This is a genomic window from Nocardioides caricicola (genome assembly GCF_039541135.1).
In the GTDB taxonomy this organism is placed as follows: Bacteria; Actinomycetota; Actinomycetes; order Propionibacteriales; family Nocardioidaceae; genus Nocardioides; species Nocardioides caricicola.
Window position 1 is genome coordinate 364,702 of record NZ_BAABFQ010000008.1, and the last position, 17,595, is coordinate 382,296.

Annotated in this window: 19 protein-coding genes; 7 read left to right on the plus strand and 12 right to left on the minus strand. The window is 72.2% G+C overall.

The features are described from left to right. From ABD875_RS19355 to ABD875_RS19375, 5 genes are read right to left on the minus strand one after another with little or no spacing between them, the layout of a single operon-like run. Positions 1-2,574 (minus strand): reprolysin-like metallopeptidase, encoded by a 2,574-nt coding sequence (locus ABD875_RS19355; RefSeq protein WP_345181273.1) that lies wholly within the window; start codon positions 2,572-2,574, stop codon positions 1-3. Positions 2,575-2,584: 10 nt separating this feature from the next. Then, on the minus strand, positions 2,585-3,196 hold the full coding sequence (locus tag ABD875_RS19360; protein WP_345181274.1) for a dihydrofolate reductase family protein: 612 nt from the start codon (positions 3,194-3,196) through the stop codon (positions 2,585-2,587). Continuing rightward, complete coding sequence (locus tag ABD875_RS19365; RefSeq protein ID WP_345181276.1) at positions 3,193-3,648, minus strand: class III extradiol ring-cleavage dioxygenase family protein; 456 nt, start codon at positions 3,646-3,648, stop codon at positions 3,193-3,195. The genes ABD875_RS19360 and ABD875_RS19365 overlap by 4 nt, the downstream gene beginning before the upstream one ends. A gap of 11 nt (positions 3,649-3,659) precedes the next feature. Continuing rightward, on the minus strand, positions 3,660-4,523 hold the full coding sequence (gene folP, locus ABD875_RS19370; protein ID WP_345181278.1) for a dihydropteroate synthase: 864 nt from the start codon (positions 4,521-4,523) through the stop codon (positions 3,660-3,662). After that, positions 4,520-5,362: a glucosyl-3-phosphoglycerate synthase gene (locus ABD875_RS19375; protein ID WP_345181281.1), complete on the minus strand. Its 843-nt coding sequence runs from the start codon at positions 5,360-5,362 to the stop codon at positions 4,520-4,522. Before ABD875_RS19375 ends, folP begins: the two co-directional genes overlap by 4 nt. Positions 5,363-5,440: 78 nt before the next feature. Here ABD875_RS19375 and ABD875_RS19380 point away from each other — a divergent pair, with 78 nt between their 5' ends. Then, positions 5,441-6,067: a TetR/AcrR family transcriptional regulator gene (locus tag ABD875_RS19380; protein WP_345181284.1), complete on the plus strand. Its 627-nt coding sequence runs from the start codon at positions 5,441-5,443 to the stop codon at positions 6,065-6,067. On the opposite strand, the gene ABD875_RS19385 is transcribed toward ABD875_RS19380, so the two are convergent. Together ABD875_RS19385 and galE are read right to left on the minus strand one after the other, a co-directional pair. Beyond that, positions 6,060-6,818: an N-acetylmuramoyl-L-alanine amidase family protein gene (locus ABD875_RS19385; RefSeq protein ID WP_345181286.1), complete on the minus strand. Its 759-nt coding sequence runs from the start codon at positions 6,816-6,818 to the stop codon at positions 6,060-6,062. The genes ABD875_RS19380 and ABD875_RS19385 overlap by 8 nt on opposite strands. Next, positions 6,818-7,822, minus strand: a complete 1,005-nt coding sequence (gene galE, locus ABD875_RS19390) for a UDP-glucose 4-epimerase GalE (protein ID WP_345181289.1) — start codon at positions 7,820-7,822, stop codon at positions 6,818-6,820. Before galE ends, ABD875_RS19385 begins: the two co-directional genes overlap by 1 nt. A gap of 140 nt (positions 7,823-7,962) precedes the next feature. Here galE and ABD875_RS19395 point away from each other — a divergent pair, with 140 nt between their 5' ends. Next, positions 7,963-8,118, plus strand: coding sequence for a hypothetical protein (locus ABD875_RS19395; RefSeq protein WP_345181291.1), 156 nt, complete (start codon positions 7,963-7,965; stop codon positions 8,116-8,118). Here ABD875_RS19395 and ABD875_RS19400 read toward each other — a convergent pair. The 3 genes from ABD875_RS19400 to ABD875_RS19410 are packed head-to-tail and all read right to left on the minus strand — an operon-like array spanning position 8,115 to position 9,527. Next, the gene (locus ABD875_RS19400) at positions 8,115-8,672 is read right to left on the minus strand and encodes a maleylpyruvate isomerase family mycothiol-dependent enzyme (RefSeq protein WP_345181293.1); all 558 of its coding nucleotides are present in this window, start codon (positions 8,670-8,672) and stop codon (positions 8,115-8,117) included. The genes ABD875_RS19395 and ABD875_RS19400 overlap by 4 nt on opposite strands. A gap of 7 nt (positions 8,673-8,679) precedes the next feature. Then, positions 8,680-9,171, minus strand: coding sequence for an SRPBCC family protein (locus ABD875_RS19405; RefSeq protein WP_345181296.1), 492 nt, complete (start codon positions 9,169-9,171; stop codon positions 8,680-8,682). Then, positions 9,168-9,527, minus strand: a complete 360-nt coding sequence (locus ABD875_RS19410; protein ID WP_345181298.1) for an ArsR/SmtB family transcription factor — start codon at positions 9,525-9,527, stop codon at positions 9,168-9,170. Before ABD875_RS19410 ends, ABD875_RS19405 begins: the two co-directional genes overlap by 4 nt. A gap of 159 nt (positions 9,528-9,686) precedes the next feature. On the opposite strand from ABD875_RS19410, the gene ABD875_RS19415 reads away from it, so the two are divergent. The 3 genes from ABD875_RS19415 to ABD875_RS19425 are packed head-to-tail and all read left to right on the plus strand — an operon-like array spanning position 9,687 to position 12,438. Next, entirely contained in the window at positions 9,687-10,463 is a 777-nt protein-coding gene (locus ABD875_RS19415; protein ID WP_345181300.1) for a siderophore-interacting protein, read from the plus strand. Positions 10,464-10,487: 24 nt separating this feature from the next. Continuing rightward, positions 10,488-11,468 carry a GDP-mannose 4,6-dehydratase gene (gene gmd, locus ABD875_RS19420; protein WP_345181302.1) on the plus strand — a complete coding sequence of 327 codons (981 nt, stop codon included), beginning with the start codon at positions 10,488-10,490 and terminating at the stop codon, positions 11,466-11,468. A 1-nt stretch (position 11,469) separates the two neighbouring features. Continuing rightward, positions 11,470-12,438, plus strand: coding sequence for a GDP-mannose 4,6-dehydratase (locus ABD875_RS19425; RefSeq protein WP_345181303.1), 969 nt, complete (start codon positions 11,470-11,472; stop codon positions 12,436-12,438). Here the strand turns inward: ABD875_RS19425 and rfbA are convergent. Continuing rightward, positions 12,408-13,274, minus strand: coding sequence for a glucose-1-phosphate thymidylyltransferase RfbA (gene rfbA, locus ABD875_RS19430; RefSeq protein WP_345181305.1), 867 nt, complete (start codon positions 13,272-13,274; stop codon positions 12,408-12,410). The genes ABD875_RS19425 and rfbA overlap by 31 nt on opposite strands. Positions 13,275-13,392: 118 nt before the next feature. On the opposite strand from rfbA, the gene rfbB reads away from it, so the two are divergent. Both rfbB and ABD875_RS19440 read left to right on the plus strand, forming a co-directional pair. Beyond that, positions 13,393-14,391: a dTDP-glucose 4,6-dehydratase gene (rfbB, locus tag ABD875_RS19435; RefSeq protein WP_345181307.1), complete on the plus strand. Its 999-nt coding sequence runs from the start codon at positions 13,393-13,395 to the stop codon at positions 14,389-14,391. Next, positions 14,388-15,782: a sugar nucleotide-binding protein gene (locus tag ABD875_RS19440; protein WP_345181309.1), complete on the plus strand. Its 1,395-nt coding sequence runs from the start codon at positions 14,388-14,390 to the stop codon at positions 15,780-15,782. The genes rfbB and ABD875_RS19440 overlap by 4 nt, the downstream gene beginning before the upstream one ends. Here the strand turns inward: ABD875_RS19440 and ABD875_RS19445 are convergent. Beyond that, the gene (locus tag ABD875_RS19445; protein ID WP_345181311.1) at positions 15,749-17,554 is read right to left on the minus strand and encodes a polysaccharide biosynthesis protein; all 1,806 of its coding nucleotides are present in this window, start codon (positions 17,552-17,554) and stop codon (positions 15,749-15,751) included. The two genes, ABD875_RS19440 and ABD875_RS19445, sit on opposite strands and share 34 nt — an antisense overlap. Between the last annotated feature and the right edge of the window lie 41 nt (positions 17,555-17,595).

Sequence of the window (17,595 nt, forward strand, 5' to 3'; positions counted from 1 at the left end):
CTAGCCGATGCGGATGCGGGAGTCGTTGACGTCGAAGAAGTAGTTGTCCACCGCCGAGACCCGCAGCCACGCCATGCGGCTCCTGACGTCGGGGAACCGGACCCTGGCCTTCCCGTCGTTCGTGGTGCGGTCGACCAGCACGTGCTCCCAGGTGCGGCCGTTGTCGGTCGACAGGGAGATCTGCACCTGGCGGGCCAGGGCACGGGTGCCGTTGACCTGCCACCGGATGACCCGCGAGGAGCCCGCGGCGACCCGCGGCTTGTCGCCGGCGAGCGAGTCCACGAGGAACGGGCCGGCGCTGCGGTCGAGACGTAGCGTCACGTCGTCGTGCCCGACGCCGCCGCCGAACGGCTCGCCGTCGCGGGCCGTGAGCCGGAAGTGCATGGCCGGGCGCTTGGACCCGGCGGTGCCGACGTAGCCCGGGACCGGCAGGAACTCCGAGTAGCAGTTCAGCGCCCGCATCTTCACCGGGACGTACTTGTCCGGGTTCGGCGAGATCCTCGGGACGTCGGGGCAGCGGCCGGTCTCGGCGTTGGTGGCGCCGTACAGGATCTGGAGCATGTTCGGGAATGTGCGCGAGCCGCTCGGCCCGGCGTTGTTCTGACCCGGGGAGGGGATCTGGCCGGCGGCCTCGTCGGTGACGTCGGCGTAGCGGCCGAACATCCGGAACAGCGGGCCGGAGAACCGCTTGTTGGTCACCAGGGTGGTGCCGTTGCCGTCGCCGGTGTCGGTCTGCTCCCAGATGTAGCTGAGCGGGTCACCGTCCTGGTCGGTGGCGGAGCCGGTCAGCGTGAACGGCGTGCGCATCGGCAGCGTCCGCGACGGCGGCGCGGTGACGACGGGCGCGTGGTTGTCGCTGGGGTTGACGGCGGCGCCGCCGTTGTCGGACGCGCCACCCTGGACGGTCTCCCCGACGGCGGCGGTCACGCCCGCCGACGCGCTGCTCACCGACAGCGCCTCCATGTCGAGGAAGTCGCTGGCGTCGGTGTCCACCCGGTCGTCGCCGGCGAACAGCACCGAGAAGCCGGTGTCGTCGGGCTTCGTCAGCGGCGCCGGGAACTCGTCCTGGCGGTCGTAGCCCCAGCCGCGCACGGTGACGTCGGTGCCGGTGACCTGCTCGACGGCGGCCTCGAGGCCGGCGGCGGTGTAGTCCTCGCCGCGGGTCACGGTCACCGGCTCGGCGTCGGCGTACCCGATCAGGAGGGACTCGCCGTCGGTGTCGAAGCCGGTCAGCGACACGGTCTGGATCTCGACCTGCGGGACCGGCGCCGAGCCGGTGTACGCACCGACCTCGGCGATCGTGAACTGCGAGAAGTACGGGTCGGTGTGCGGCTGCAGGTCGTCCTGCGCGCAGATGCCGGCGTACGCCATCACCGACGAGCCGGAGCCCGGCTCGACCGACGACGCGCGGTTGCGGTTGCCGCCGAAGCAGTTGCCCTGGTTGCCGTCGAAGGTGTGGTTGCCGCCGAACTGGTGGCCGAGCTCGTGGGCGACGTAGTCGACGGCGAAGAAGTCGCCCTGCGGCTCGGGCAGTCCGGTGCAGCCCATCGCCTTGTCGACGGCGCCGACGACGCCGAGGCCCGCGATGCCGCCGCCGTTGTCGCCGAGGACCACGTGGCCGACGTCGTACGCCGACGCGCCGACGAGCTGCCCGAGCACGGTGCCGGTGCGGACCAGGGTGCCGGGCCAGCAGACGTCGAGGTCGCCGGGGAACCGCTTGGTCGCGGCGTCGAAGCAGGCGTGCGCACCGCACGGACCGTTCTTGCCGGTCGCCTTCGCGTCGGTGTCCAGGTTGAGGAGGTCGGTGCCCTCGATGAGCTGGAGGTTGATGGCCAGGTCGTCGTTGTAGATCTGGTTGACCCGGTTGATCAGCGTGACCTTCTCCGCGGTCACGTTGGCCGTGCCGAAGTACGCGGCGTACTCCGGGTCGGAGAGCAGCGCCAGCCGGTAGACGCGCTGCTCGACGTTCTCGCCGGCGGCGGCGCGGGCGGCCGGGCGGGCGGTGCGGGCGGCCGCGGCCTTCATCACGGCCGGCAGCTCGCGCTCGGCGAGCTCCTCCTCGGGCCGCGGCAGGCTGCTGCCCTCGTAGCTGAGGTGGACGGCGGTGCCGCGCGTGTCGTACGCCGGGTCGACGTACCAGGCCGACCCCTCGTTGGCGTCGCGCACGGACGCGTGGAAGCCCATCGGGGTCAGGTCGAGGGCGATCGTGCTGCCGGGGTGGTCGAGCGAGCGGCCCGAGAACGTGCGGATCTCCGGGTGGGCAGCCGCGAGGGCCGGCGCCATCACCTGGGTCTCCTCGACCTCGAACCGCTCGGTGCCGCCGTCGGGCGTCGGCACCTCGAGGACGGTCGAGTCGTCGGCGAGCTCGGCGCGCAGCGACGGGAGGTCGACGCGCACCGCGGCGTAGGAGTCGGGCTCGACCCGCACCTTGGCGCCGGACACGCGGAAGTCGGAGACCGCGCGGTAGAGCTCGTCGTCGCCCGAGGCGCCCGCTGACGAGAACGCGAGCGGAAGCGACGCGACCGCGAGGGTGACGACCGCGCAGGCGGCCAGGATCCGGGGGGTACGCGACATGCCCCGAACTCTAGGGCGCGGCGGCGGACTCCGAGCCGGGACTCACCCACCAGCGCGCGAGCAGAGTTCCCTCGGCCTCGATCAGCGTGTGCAGCTCCAGCGGTACGTCGACCGGGGCGCCGTGGGTGATCCGGAGGTGATCGCCTCCGATCAGTCGCGGGACGGTCGTCGCGCACAGCTCGTCGACCACCCCGGCGGCGAGCAGGGCGCGCAGCAGCGTGGGCCCGCCCTCGCAGAGGATGTTCGTCCAGCCCCGTTCCACGAGCGACGCCTTGAAGGCGACCGGGTCCCCCAACGGCTCGACGGTCACCGCGCCCGGCGGCGCGTCCCGCAGCCCGTCGGGCACCGTCTCCTGGCGGCTGACCACGACGAGGGGACGGACCGCCGGCCCGTATCCCTCGATCCGCGCGGTGCCGGCGCCGACCACGATGACGTCGCACTGCGACCGGAGCAGGTGGAACACCCGCTTGTCGACCGCGTTGTTGATCGAGCCGCTCTTGCCCGAGTCGCCGGTGGCGGCACCGTCGACGGTGCTGATCATGTTGACCCGCAGCCACGGCCGCCGCGGTGCGGCGTACAAGGCGTCGAGGTCGTCGGTGTCCGGGCCGACGAGGACCCTCACCACTCCCACCTCATCACCCAGTACTGCACGCCGAACGGGTCGTCGTCGTAGTCCACCTGCGCCGTCCCGAGGTCGCCGAGGTCGCGCATCCGGGCGATGCCCTCGACGCTCGCCCAGAGCTCGTGCGCGAGCGCGGCGTCCACCTCGGGACGGCCCGCGCGCAGCGAGGCGCCGAGCGCCTCGTCGAACGCGTGCGCCCGCTCGTCGAGGTGGCCGGGAGCCTTCTCGGAGCGCTTCGCCGAGCCGTTGCCGACCACGAGGTACGACGGCTCGTCGACGGCGTCGCCGATGCACCCGACGAGGTGGTCCGCCACCCGCCTCCCCTGCGCGTCGGCGAGCACCCGGACGTCACGGCCCAGCCACGCGACCGCGTCGAGGCAGGCGGCGCGCAAGCCGGCGACCGGGTCCTCGAGGCCGGCGTACTCGGGGAGCAGCGCGAACACCCCGGGCACCAGGACCGCCCTCACTGGAGGCCCCGGATCGCGCGCCGCGGTGGCCGGCGCCCCGCGATGGTGTTCACCATGTCGACGGTCTGGCGGGTCTCGACGACCTCGTGGACGCGGTAGATCCGCGCCCCGGCGAGCGCGCAGACGGCGGTCGCGGCGAGCGTGCCGGTGAGCCGCTCGCCCACCGGCAGGTCGAGGGTCTCGCCGACGAAGTCCTTGTTGGAGAGCGACACGAGCACGGGGTACCCGGTCGCGACCATCTCACCCAGCCGCCGGGTGACCTCGAGGGAGTGGAAGGTGTTCTTGCCGAAGTCGTGGGCCGGGTCGATCACCACCGACTCGGGCGAGACGCCGGCGGCGATCGCGCGCTCGGCGTACGCGACGGTGTCGTGGATCGCGGCGGCGACCACGTCGTCGTAGTCGATGCGGTACGGGCGCGTCCGCGGCGTCACGCCGCCGGTGTGCGTGCAGATGATCGCGGCCCCGCCCTCGGCGGCGGCGTCCACGAGCTCGGGGTCGGCGCCGCCCCAGGCGTCGTTGAGGACGTCGGCCCCGGCCGCGCAGACGGCCCGGCCGACCTCGGCGCGCCAGGTGTCGACGGAGATCACGAGCTGCGGGAACGCTTCGCGCACCCGGGCGACGAAGTCGACGACCCGCGACTTCTCCTCTGCGGCGTCGATCTCCACGCCCGGGGCCGCCTTGATGCCACCGATGTCGACGATCTCCGCGCCCTGCTCGACGACCAGCGCGACCCGCTCGAAGGCGCGGTCCTCCGCCCAGGTCGCGCCCTTGTCGTAGAAGGAGTCCGGCGTGCGGTTGACGATCGCCATCATCAGCGTCGCGTCGTCGGCGAACTCGTGCCGGCCCAGTCGCAGCGTCATCGCAGCCCCACCGCCGGCGGTCGCTCGGCGACCTCAGGACCGGCGCCGACCCGCGCGAGCGCCGCCGCCATGATCTGCGTCGCCATGCCGCTCAGGTCGCGCAGCGACTGGTGTCGGTGGGCACGGGTGCCCAGGTCGACCTGGGCGATCGCGTCGAGCCCGCGGGACCGCTCGGTGTCGACCAGCGCGGCCAGCTCGACGGCGTACCCGTGCGGGACGCTGAGTCGCTCGAACAGCGAGCGGCGTACCGCCCACTCACCCGCCAGAGGCTGGTGGAGCCCGCCGAGCTCCGGGAACAGCAGTGCGATCAGCGGCCGCGCGACCAGCTCGGTCACCCGGCCGCCCTCGAACGGCACGGCGTCCGCGCCGCTGCCCATCGGCCGCTCGTAGAAGCCCTTCACCAGCTCGACCTCCGGGCGGGTGAGCAGCGGACCGAGCAGGCCCGGGACGAAGTGGGTGTCCCAGTCGAGCAGGTCGGCGTCCATGAAGACGAGCACGTCGCCACTGGTGACGAACTGCGCCTTCCACATCGCCTCGCCCTTGCCCGGCTCGGTGCCGAGGTCGGGGCGGATCTCCGCGGAGCGGTGCACGACCGCGCCGGCGTCCGTGGCGACGTCGTAGGTGTCGTCGGTCGAGTCGGAGTCGATCACGACGATCTCGTCCAGCAGCGCGACCGTGTCGACCAGCGCCTCGCGCACCCGGGAGACGACGTCGCCGACGGTCGCGGCCTCGTTGCGAGCGGGCACGACGAGGCTTACGGTGCAGGCGGCCTTGGCGGTCACCAGGTCCGCCAGCGTCCACTCGTCCCAGTGATGGGTGTTGCACTCGGACCAGCCCACGTCCGCGAGGGTAGCGATAAATGGGTGATTTCCCGGCGGGTGGGCCACTCAGCACACGCATGTGAGGTTCAATCAGCCATGTCCACATCGCAGGGGGAGCCACGGCGAGGGCGCGGGAGGCCGCGAACCCCCGGGGCCGAGGAGCGCATCATCGATGCCGCGCTCGAGGAGTACGGCGAGCACGGTTGGGCTGGTTTCACGATGGACGGGGTGGCGCGCCGGGCGGGAGTCGGCAAGTCCACCGTGTACCTCCGCTGGCAGGACAAGGACTCGCTGCTGACCGAGGCGGTCAGCACCCGCGGCGGGACGATCGGGGCGGTCGACACCGGCTCGCTGCGCGGTGACCTGACCCGGCTGTCGGAGAACCTGTTCCGCCAGTTCCGCGACGCCGCCGGCTGGGCGTCGTTGCGGATCACGTTCGACGCCGCCGGAGCGCACGAGCGGCTGGGACGCTTCACCGAGGCGGTCGCCGACGTGCAGGTCGACGCCGTCGCGCGGATCGTGCAGCGCGCCGTCGACCGCGGCGAGGTCCCCGAGACCACCCGCCCGGACTGGATCACGGCGTGCATCTACGGCGCGGCGACCATGGAGACCCTCGCCTCGCGGCTGGAGGCCCGCGAGCTCAGCGACGAGGACATCGCCCAGCGCTCGGCCGAGATCATCGAGCTCGTGCTGGACGGCGCGCTCGGGCGGTCCGCTAGCTGAGGAACCGGCGCACCGCGCGGGTGAGCGCGGTCGCGTAGGCCCGCTGCCCTGCGGCGCTGGTCATCCGGCGCGCGTCGGCGGCGTTGCGCATGTTGCCCGCCTCGAGCATGACCGTCGGGACGTTCGAGAGGTTGAGCGTCCCGAGGTCGGAGCGGAAGTCCAGGCCGTCCCCACCGGCGATGTAGTTCGCGGCGGTGAAGCCGCTCGCGCGCAGCGCGTGGCGGGTGTCGAGCGCGAGCCGCCGCGAGGCGCGGTGGATGTCGTGGGTCCACGGCCGCCGGTCTGCCGGGGCGATCACGTGGAAGCCGTGCGCACCCGCGGTGTACGACCCGTCCCCGTGCACGCTGATCTTCAGGTCGGCGCGCTGCTTGTTGCCGCGCCGGCCGCGCTCGTCGATGCAGGGGCCCCACCGGTCCTGGCGGTTGCTGGTCCGCGTCATCACCACGCGAGCGCCCAACCGCTCGAGCCGGGTGCGGAGCCGCTCGGCGACCTTCCAGGCGAACGTCGCCTCGGCGTAGCCGCCGCCGGTCGCGGTGCCCGTGGTGTTGCAGGGCTTGGAGAACCCGCCCGCCGGGACCGGCCGGTTGATCTGGCGCGGGAAGTTGTGGTTGCCCAGCTGGTGGCCGGGGTCGACGACGACGAGCCGCCCGGCCAGCGGCGCCGGCCGCGCCTCGACGCCGGCCGGCGGGGCGGCGGCGTACGACCCCATGCTCAGCAGCACGGAGAGGACCATCCCGAGAAGGCCGGACATCACTCGTAGCCCAGGATCTCCTGGCGCTTCGCGCCCCACGCCAGGGCCGAGCCGATCGCGTCCTCGAGCGAGAGCTCGGTGCGCCAGTCGAGCAGCTCGGCCGAGCGGTCGACGTTCGCGAACGCGCCGACGGCGTCGCCGGGTCGCGGCGGCGCCTCGCGCACCGGGACCTCCTGGCCGAAGACGTTCTCGAACGCCGTGACCAGCTCGCGCACCGTCACGCCGTCGCCGGTGCCGACGTTGATGACCACGCTGGGCGCACCGGCCTGCGCGATCACGTCGTCGAAGCGCTCGACGGCGCGGACGTGCGCCCGGGCCAGGTCCCACACGTGGATGTAGTCGCGGATGCCCGTGCCGTCGCGGGTCGGGTGCTCGGTGCCGGTGATCGTGAACGCGTCCTTCTGGCCGCGCGCGGCCATCACCAGCTGGCCGAGGACGTGCGAGGGCTCCTTGGCGTAGATGCCGGACTCGAGGTCGGGGTCGGAGCCGATGGGGTTGAAGTAGCGCAGGATGATCGCGCGCAGGTCCGTGGCCACGGCGATGTCCTGGAGGATCTCCTCCATCATCCGCTTGGTGCGGGCGTACGGCGAGTTCGGCGCGAGGGCGTCGCCCTCGGAGACCTCGAACTCGTCCTTGAGCGCGTAGATCGAGGCCGACGAGGAGAACAGCACGCGGCTCTTGCCGAGCGCGGTGAGCTCGTCGAAGAGCTCCAGCGACTTCGCGACGTTGTCCCGGTAGTACTCGTAGGGCTGCTCCACCGACTCCGGCACCACGATCCGCGCGGCCATGTGGATCGTCGCGTCGAGATCCGGGTGCTCGTCGACGATCCGGCGCAGCAGGGCGCGGTCGGCGATGTCGCCCTCGTAGAAGATCCGGTCCCTGACGAACGCCAGCGGGCCGGTGAGCAGGGAGTCGAGGACCACCGGGGTGTGCCCGGCCTCCTCGAGCGCCTTGGCGGTCGTCGACCCGATGTATCCGGCGCCGCCGGTCACGAGAACCTTCATGCCCGCCACCCTAGCCAGCGCCGGTGGTCTAGACCGCGCGGGTGTTGTTCTCAAGTCCGGGGGGTATCCCGCCGATCAGTGAATACGGACATCCAGCGGCTCCCCCCAGCCGCGGCCGTCGCACCAGCTCGGAGGTCTTCGTGCGCAACCCGTTCCGCCGTCGTGGCACTGCCCCCGTCCAGGACATCTCGCGGGCCCGGTCCACCGACCGCTGGGAGCCGCTGCCCGACGACATCGCGGAGTGGATGGGCATGCGCCCGTACGGCGAGGCCCGCCAGGAGCAGGCCGCGTCCTAGGGCCGCCACTGCGGGTCGCGCCCGATGAACCCGAGCAACCGGGTCTGCGGGTCCGACCCGGCCGGCACCTCGACCCGCGCGCCGTACTGGCCACTGGCGCGGATCACGTCCTCCATCTGCTCCATGCCGGCGAGCAGCCGCGCGCACGTCTCCGCGTCGAGGGTGTCGTCCTGCCCGCTCGCGCGAGCCAGGTCCCACGTGTGCATGAAGACGTCGGCGGTGTAGATCTGGTTGACCAGGTCGCCCACGGCCCAGGTCCCCAGCCGCGGGTCGTCGACCTGCTGCGCGGCGCCGGGCCCTTCCAACAGAGCCTGGACGCTGCCAGCGTGCGTCTCCCAGGCCGCGACCGGGTCGTCGGCGACCGAGAGCGCGCCGGGGCCGACACCGGTGACGCCGTTGCCCTCGAGGAACGCCGGCAGCCAGGTGACGAGGTGGTCGACCACGTCGCGCGCGACCCAGCCGTCGACCGGCGCCGGCGCGTCCCAGTCCGTCGTACCGCGGACCCGCTCGGTGAAGGTCGCGGCGACCCGGCGGTGCTCGTCGGCGGGGTTCATGCGCCGCTCACGCCTCGTCGTTCGCGAACAGGGCGTCGAGCTTGGCGTAGCCGTCGTTGACGCCGACCTCCATGCCGCTGGACAGCCACTGGTCGCGCACCTCGATCGTCTCGACGACCGACGTGGCGACGATCCGGCAGCGGCCGCCCTCGAGCGCCTCGAAGACCAGCGTCTCCAGGCTGACGCCGTCCGGGTCCCCGGCCCACGTGAAGGTCTGGACGATCCGCTCGTTCGGGCGCACCTCGTGGAACGAGCCGTAGAAGCTGTGCTCGCCCCCGGCGCTGGTCCCGCGGAAGGCCCACGAGCCCCCGGTGCGGGCGTCCCAGGTCTGGATCTCGGTCTCGGTGCCGTTCGGGCCGACCCACTGGGCGTACAGGTCGGGGTCCACGTGCGCCCGGAACACGCGCTCCGGCGTCGCGTCGAACTCCCGCGTCGTCTTGATGACCGGCAGGTCCGGGACCGCCTCGATGGTCGCCTCGTTCTTGGTGGTCGTGCTCATGATGCTGCTCCTTCTTCTCGGTCGTCTCGGGTGTCCTCGGCGGTCGCGGCGAGGACGGCGTCCAGCCGGCGGTAGCGCTCCTCGACCTGCTGCCGATAGCGCTCGATCCACTTCGTCATCAGGTCGAACACCTCCGCCTCGAGGTGCACGGGACGCCGCTGGGCGTCCCGGCTGCGGCTGACCAGCCCCGCGTCCTCGAGCACCTTCACGTGCTTGGACACCGCCTGGACGCTCACGTCGTACGGCGCCGCGAGCTCGCCCACGCTGGCATCGCCCTCGGCGGCCAGCCGGGCGACCATGTCGCGCCGGGTCGGGTCGGCCAGGGCCTGGAAGACCCGGGAGAGCTGATCGGTCACCGTCCACCTCTTCAACTTGTTGGTTGAATAACCGTAGGTCGGGCGTGGTGGCGTTGTCAACCATCTGGTTGTAGATGGCTGTGGTCAATCCCCGCACCACCCGTGAGTTAGGCTCACCTAAGTTCGACGTGGAGGGATGTGGACGTGCACGGGCATGTGGTGAGGACCGAGCGGCTGACGCCGACCCTGGTGCGAGTGGTGCTGGGCGGGCCGGGGCTCGACGGGTTCGCGATGCCCGACTCCACCGACGCCTACGTGAACGTCGCGATCCCGCCCGCGGGCGCGCCGTACGGCGGTGTCTTCGACCCGCGGGCCGTGCGCGAGGAGCACGCCGAGGAGCACTGGCCCGCGCGCCGGCGCTACACCGTGCGCGCGTGGGACGAGGCCGCGCGCGAGCTCAGCCTCGACTTCGTCGTGCACGGCGACTCCGGCGTCGCCGGGCCGTGGGCGGCCGCGGCGCAGCCGGGTGACGTCTTGGTGTTCGAAGGCCCCGGCAGCGGCTACCGGCCCGACCCGGAGGCCGACTGGCACCTCATGATCGGCGACGAGTCCGCCCTCCCCGCGATCGCCGCCTCCCTCGAGGCGCTGCCGTCCGACGCGGTCGCCGTGGTCCGCCTGGTGTGCGACGGCGCCGAGCACGAGCTCGCCCTCGACTCCCCCGCTCGGCTCGACCTGGCCTGGCTGCACCGCACGGGCGACGCGGACGAGCTGGCCACGGCGGTGGCCGGCCTGACGTTCCCCGAGGGCCGCGTGCACGCGTTCGTCCACGGTGAGGCCGAGGAGGTCCGCGCGATCCGGCGGCACCTGCTGTCGGACCGCGGTCTGGCCCGCGCCGACATGTCGTGCTCACCGTACTGGCGGCGCACGATGACCGACGAGGCCTGGCGCAGGGTCAAGCGGGACTTCGTCGCGGCGATGGACGCCGACGTCGCCTGACGTGTCCTAGGGCACAATCCGTCCATGCCCACCGCGCTCATCACCGGCATCACCGGTCAGGACGGCCTCTACCTCGCCGAGCTGCTGCTCTCCAAGGGGTACGACGTCCACGGGGTGATCCGCGGGCAGAACAACCCGAAGCTCGACCTGGTGCGCGAGCTGCTGCCGGACGTGCGCCTGCACAACGGCGACCTCACCGACATGTCGAGCCTGATCCGGGCGCTGCGCGACTCCGACCCGGACGAGGTCTACAACCTCGGCGCGGTGTCGTTCGTCGCCTACTCCTGGGAGAACGCCCCGCTCACCACCGACGTGACCGCGAAGGGCGTGCTCAACATCCTCGAGGCGGTGCGGCTGCACACGGGCGACCGGCCGGAGGCGATCCGGTTCTACCAGGCGTCCAGCTCCGAGATGTTCGGCAAGGTGCAGGAGGTCCCGCAGCACGAGCGCACGCTGCTGTGGCCGCGTTCGCCGTACGGCGTCAGCAAGGTGTTCGGCCACTACATGACGATCAACTACCGCGAGTCGTACGGCATGCACGCCTCCTCGGGGATCCTCTTCAACCACGAGTCGCCGCGGCGCGGTCCGGAGTTCGTGACGCGCAAGATCAGCGAGGCGGTGGCGCGGATCAAGCTCGGGCTGCAGAACGAGCTGGTGCTCGGCAACCTCGACGCCGAGCGCGACTGGGGCTTCGCAGGCGACTACGTCGAGGCGATGTGGCTGATGCTCCAGCAGCCGCGCGGCGACGACTACGTGATCGCGACCGGTGAGACCCACTCGATCCGCGACTTCCTCGACGAGGCGTTCGGCCACATCGGCATCGACGACTGGACGCCGTACGTCCGCCAGGACCCGCGCTTCATGCGCCCGGCCGAGGTCGACCACCTCATCGGCGACGCGAGCAAGGCCCGCGAGGTGCTCGGCTGGAAGCCGAAGGTCTCCTTCCGCGAGCTGGTGGCGATGATGGTCGACGCCGACCTCGCCGCGACCCAGCAGGGCTGGTGACATGAGCCGGGCCTTCGTCACCGGGATCGGCGGGCAGGACGGCACGTACCTCGCCGAGCGGCTGCTCGCCGAGGGCGTCGAGGTGCACGCGCTCGCGCACGACATCGAGCCGCTGCCCGACCTGCCCGGCGTCGAGCTCCACCGCGGCGACCTGACCAACGTTCCCGACGTCCGCGCGCTGCTGATCGACCTGGCGCCCGACGAGGTCTACAACTTCGCCGCGCTGAGCTCGGTGGCGCGATCGTGGGCGGAGCCCGACCTCACCGCACGCGTGAACGGCATGGCCGCGGCGGCCCTGCTGGAGTCCGCGCTGCTGGTCCAGGAGAAGCACGGTCGCGCCGTGCGGTTCGTCCAGGCCTCCAGCGCGGAGATCTTCGGCGAGCCGGACCGGCACCCCCAGGACGAGTCCACCTCGCTCCGGCCGGTGAACCCGTACGGCGCCGCGAAGGCCTACGCCCACCTGATGGTCGACGTCTACCGCCGACGCGACCTGCACGCGGTGAGCGCGATCCTCTACAACCACGAGTCCCCGCGCCGTCCCGAGCAGTTCGTGACCCGCAAGATCACCGCGACCGTGGCCGCGATCGCCCAGGGGCGCGCGGACTCGCTGGCGCTCGGCAACCTCGACGCGCGCCGCGACTGGGGCTGGGCGCCCGACTACGTCGACGCGATGGTGCGGGCCGCCCGCGCCGACAGCCCGAACGACTACGTGATCGCCACCGGGGTGGCGCACTCCGTGCGGGACTTCGTCGCGGCGGCTTTCGCCCGCGCGGGCATCGACGACTGGCAGGACCTGGTCGTGGTCGACCCCGAGTTCGTCCGGCCGGTCGACCCGACCGAGCTCGCCGGCGACGCGACCCGCGCCCGCACCCTGCTCGGGTGGGAGCCGACCGTGGGCTTCGAGGAGCTCGTCGGCCGGATGGTCGACGCCGACCTGGCTCAGGAGTCCTCGAGCAGACCGAGCAGGTAGTCGCCGTACCCGCTCTTGCGCAGCTGCTTGGCCCAGAGCACCAGGTCCTCGTCGGTGATGTAGCCCATCCGCCAGGCGACCTCCTCCGGAGCGCCGATCTTCGTGCCCTGCCGACACTCGACCGTGCGCACGAAGTTGCTGGCGTCGTTGAGCCCGTCGAAGGTGCCGGTGTCCAGCCAGGCCGAGCCGCGCGGCAGCACCTCGACGTGCAACCGGCCCTCCTCGAGGTAGGTGCGGTTCAGGTCGGTGATCTCCAGCTCGCCGCGAGCGGAGGGCTGCAGCAGCCGGGCCCGCTCGACGACGTCGTCGCCGTAGAAGTAGAGACCGGGCACGGCGAAGCTGCTGCGCGGCCGGGCGGGCTTCTCCTCCAGCGAGATCGCCCGGCCCTCCTGGTCGAACTCGACGACGCCGTACGCCGACGGGTCGGCCACGCGGTACCCGAAGACCGCGGCACCGTCGAGGCCGTCGAAGCGGCGCAGCCGGGTGCCCAGGCCCTCGCCGTGGAAGATGTTGTCGCCGAGCACCAGGCAGACCTGGTCGCCACGGATGTGCTCCTCGCCGATCAGGAACGCCTGGGCGAGGCCGTCCGGAGCGGGCTGCACGGCGTACTCGATGGTGATCCCGAGGGACGAGCCGTCGCCGAGCAGGCGCACGAACTGGTCTGCCTCGTCGGGCGTCGTGATGACCAGGACGTCGCGGATCCCGGCGAGCATGAGCGTCGAGAGCGGGTAGTAGATCATCGGCTTGTCGTAGACCGGCACCAGCTGCTTGCTGAGCGCGTAGGTGATCGGGTGGAGCCGCGAGCCGGTGCCCCCGGCGAGGATGATGCCGCGCATGCACCGACGGTAGGAACCGCGCCGCTGCGGGAGCCGGACTCCGAAACGGCCTACCTCACATTGGGTATGCGCGTGCGGCCCGTCGAGCGGCTGCGACGGCGCGTCCTACGGTCGCCGCATGCACCAGGTCCTCGTCACCGGTGGCGCCGGCTTCGTCGGCGCCAACCTCGTCCACCACCTGCTGCGTCACACCGACGCCCGCGTCACCGTGCTGGACGCCTTCACCTACGCAGCGTCCACGGAGTCCCTCGTCAAGCTGTCGCCGCTGCGCACGCACGTCGTGGCCGGCGACGTCGCCGACGAGCAGCTGGTCGACAGCCTCGTGGCGACCCACGACACCGTCGTGCACCTCGCGGCCGAGTCCCACAACGACAACTCGCTGCACGACCCGGCGCCGTTCGTCCACACCAACCTGGTGGGGACGTTCACGCTCCTCGAGGCGGTGCGACGGCACGGGGTCCGGTTCCACCACGTCTCCACCGACGAGGTGTACGGCGACCTCGACCTCGACAGCCCGGAGCGCTTCACCGAGAACTCGGCATACCGACCGAGCAGCCCGTACTCCGCCACCAAGGCGGGCGCCGACCACCTGGTCCGCGCGTGGGTGCGCAGTTTCGGCATCAACGCGACGATCTCGAACTGCTCCAACAACTACGGGCCCTGGCAGCACGTGGAGAAGCTCGTGCCCCGCACGATCACGACCGCCCTCGACGGAGGCCGCCCGCGGGTGTACGGCGACGGACTCAACGTGCGCGACTGGATCCACACCGACGACCACGCGGCCGCGGTCCTCGCCATCCTCGAGCGCGGCCGGATCGGCGCGACGTACCTGATCGGCGCGGACGGCGAGCGCTCGAACCTCGACCTCGTGCGGAGCATCCTGCGGCTGTGCGGACGGGGCGAGGACGAGATCGACTTCGTGCGTGACCGCGCCGGGCACGACCGTCGCTACGCGATCGACTCCACCACGTTGCGCACGGAGCTCGGCTGGCGGCCGCGCTTCGACGACGTGGAGGCCGGCCTCGCCGCGACCGTCGCGTGGTACCGCGACCACGAGCACTGGTGGCGGTCCCGGAAGGCGCGCACGGAAGCGTCGTACGCCGCGGTCGGACAGTGACGACCGCGGTCACGCCGACGCCGATCCCCGGCCTGCTCGTGGTCGGCATCGACCTGCACGTCGACGGCCGGGGCTGGTTCCGGGAGACCTGGCAGCGCGAGCGCATGGTCGCGTCGGGGCTCCCCGACTTTGCGCCGGTCCAGCACAACGTCTCGTTCAACCACCGGCGCGGCACGACCCGCGGCTTCCACGCCGAGCCGTGGGACAAGCTCGTCGCGGTCGCCTCGGGCCGTGCGTTCGGTGCCTGGGTCGACCTCCGCGAGGGACCCGGGTTCGGCACGACGTTCACGATCCCGCTCGAGCCGAGCGTGGCCGTGTTCGTCCCGCGTGGGGTCGGCAACGCGTACCAGACCCTCGAGGCGGACACCGCCTACAGCTACCTGGTCAACGCGCACTGGAGCCCGGAGGCGAGCTACACGGCCATGGACCTCGCCGACCCGGTGGTCGCGATCCGATGGCCGGTCCCGCTCTCCTGCGCCGAGATGTCCGAGAAGGACCGGCGCAACCCGCAGCTCGCCGACGTGACGCCGGTCCCGCCGCGCCGCACCCTCGTCCTCGGCGCCGACGGCCAGGTCGGGCGGGCGCTCACCCGCGCCTTCCCGTGGGCGCGAGCCGTCGGCCGTGCCGAGCTCGACGTCACCGACGCCCGGTCGCTCGACGCGGTGGCGTGGGGCGACTACGACGTGGTCCTGAACGCGACGGCGTTCACCGCCGTGGACGCCGCGGAGTCGGAACCCTGCCGGACCACCGCCTGGCAGGTGAACGCGGCCGCGCCCGCCCAGCTCGCCCGGCTGGCGCGCGAGCACCGGTTCACGCTCGTCCACTACTCGACGGACTACGTCTTCGACGGGACCCGCGACGAGCACGCCGAGGATGAGCCGCTCTCACCGCTCGGCGCCTACGGCCAGTCGAAGGCGGCCGGCGACCTCGCGGTGTCCACCGCGCCGGCGCACTACCTGCTCCGGACGTCGTGGGTCGTGGGCGACGGGCCGAACTTCGTCCGCACGATGCAGGGCCTGGCGGCCGGTGGCGCGTGTCCGTCCGTCGTCGAGGACCAGGTCGGTCGCCTCACCTTCGCCGACGAGCTGGCGCGCGCGACGCGGCACCTGCTCGAGTCGCGGGCGGCGTACGGGACCTACAACGTGAGCAACGCCGGACCGTCGATGTCCTGGGCGGACGTGGCGCGCGCGGTCTACCAGCACTCGGGCCGGTCCCTGCACGACGTCACAGGCACGTCGACCGCCGCCTACTCCGTGGACCGCGCCCTGGCGCCGAGGCCCAGGCACAGCACGCTCGACCTGGCCAAGCTGCGCGGCACCGGGTTCGAGCCCGAGGACGGGAGGACGGCGCTCGAGCGCTACAGCCGCCGAGCCGCGGCGTCGGGTCCGTGAACCGGGACGACCGCGGCGCCGGAGAGCTGTCGCAACGCTCGGCGTACGTCCTCGGGCGATCCTGAGGTCGGCAGCGCGAGGACCTCGGCGTCGCCGACCGGCGGCACCGGCACGTGCGACACCAGGGGGTGCCGCGGCCGGATGTCGCGCGGCTCGTCGTCGGCGAACAGGTCCTCGTGGAGCTTCTCGCCCTCCCGGAGACCGGTGTACTCGATGCGCACCGGGGTCCCGGACTGTTCCATCAGCTGCTTGGCGACGTCGACGATCCGTACCGGCTCGCCCATGTCGAGCACGAGCGCCTCGCCGGGCGCACCGATGGCGGCGGCCTGGATCACCAGCTGGCACGCCTCCTCGATCGTCATGAAGAACCGGGTGACCTCAGGATCGGTCACGGTGAGCGGTCCGCCCTGGGCGATCTGTCGGGCGAACGACGCCAGCACCGACCCGCGGCTGCCGAGGACGTTGCCGAACCGCACCGAGAGGTAGTCGCCCTCCGCCGTACGCGCCCGGTCGGCGGTGAGCCGTTCGGCGACGCGCTTGGACCAGCCGAGCACGCTGACCGGGTTCGCGGCCTTGTCGGTCGAGATGTTCACGAACTTGTCGACCCCGACCAGGTCGGCGGCGTCGATGACATTGCGGGTGCCGAGGATGTTGGTCTTCACCGCCTCGGCGGGGTACTGCTCCAGCATCGGCAGGTGCTTGAGCGCGGCCGCGTGGAACACCACGTCGGGCCGCCGCGTGGCGAACACGTTCCGCACCGCCGCCTCGTCGCGGATGTCGCAGAGGATGACGTCGTCGGAGTCGAGCAGCGCGCGCCCGTGGATCGAGAGCTGCACGGCGTGCAGCGCCGACTCGTCACGGTCGAGCATCATCAGCTCGGCCGGCTCGTAGCGGAAGATCTGCCGGCACAGCTCGGAGCCGATGGAGCCCCCGGCCCCGGTGACCAGGACCTTCTGCCCGGTCAGGTAGTCGGCGATCGCGGCGACATCGGTGTCGAGCTGGTTGCGGCCGAGGACGTCGGTGATGTTGATGTCGCGCAGGTCGCGGATGCCCACGCTGTCGTTGAGCAGCTGCGTCGACGACGGCAGGACCTTCACGGGCACGTCGGCGGCGATGGCCGCGAGACGCAGCCGGTTGACGGTCTCGGCCGACGCGCTCGGGATCGCGATCACGACCACGTCGGCCCGGACGAGCGCGACCTGCTCGGCCAGGTCGCACGTGCCGCCCAGGACCGAGACGTGCCGGATCCGCAGGTGCCGCTTGCGCGGGTCGTCGTCGAGCAGACCGACCGGGTGGTAGCGCCGCTGCGGGTCGCGCTGCATCGAGCTGATCAGCTCGCGCGCCGCCTCGCCGGCGCCGACGACCAGCGCGCGCTGCGCGTTGTCCGCCGAGCCGATCCCCGAACGCTCGTCGCGCTCCTGGAGGGTCCGCCACATCGCCCTGGCCCAGGCGGCCAGGACCAGCGCACCGAACGTCGCCCCGGCGGGAATGCTGCGCGGGACCCAGTGCGTCACGAGGTTGACGAGGAAGACCGCGAAACCGCTGCCGCCCATCAGCATGCCGAGGAGCACCATCTCCTCCAGGCTGGCGGTGCGCGCCCGGCCGTGGTGCAGCTTGAACGGGATGGCGAGGGCGACGTACAGCCCGGCGTTGATCGCCGCGACGGCGACGACCGAGCTCCACGGCACCGCGGACGCGTCGCTGTCCAGGCGCAGCCAGGCGAAGACGACGTACGCAAGCAGCCACGCACCGACGTCGAAGGCGATTGCCAACGGCGCTCGGTGACGCCTCATACGCGCGACCAGATCACTCA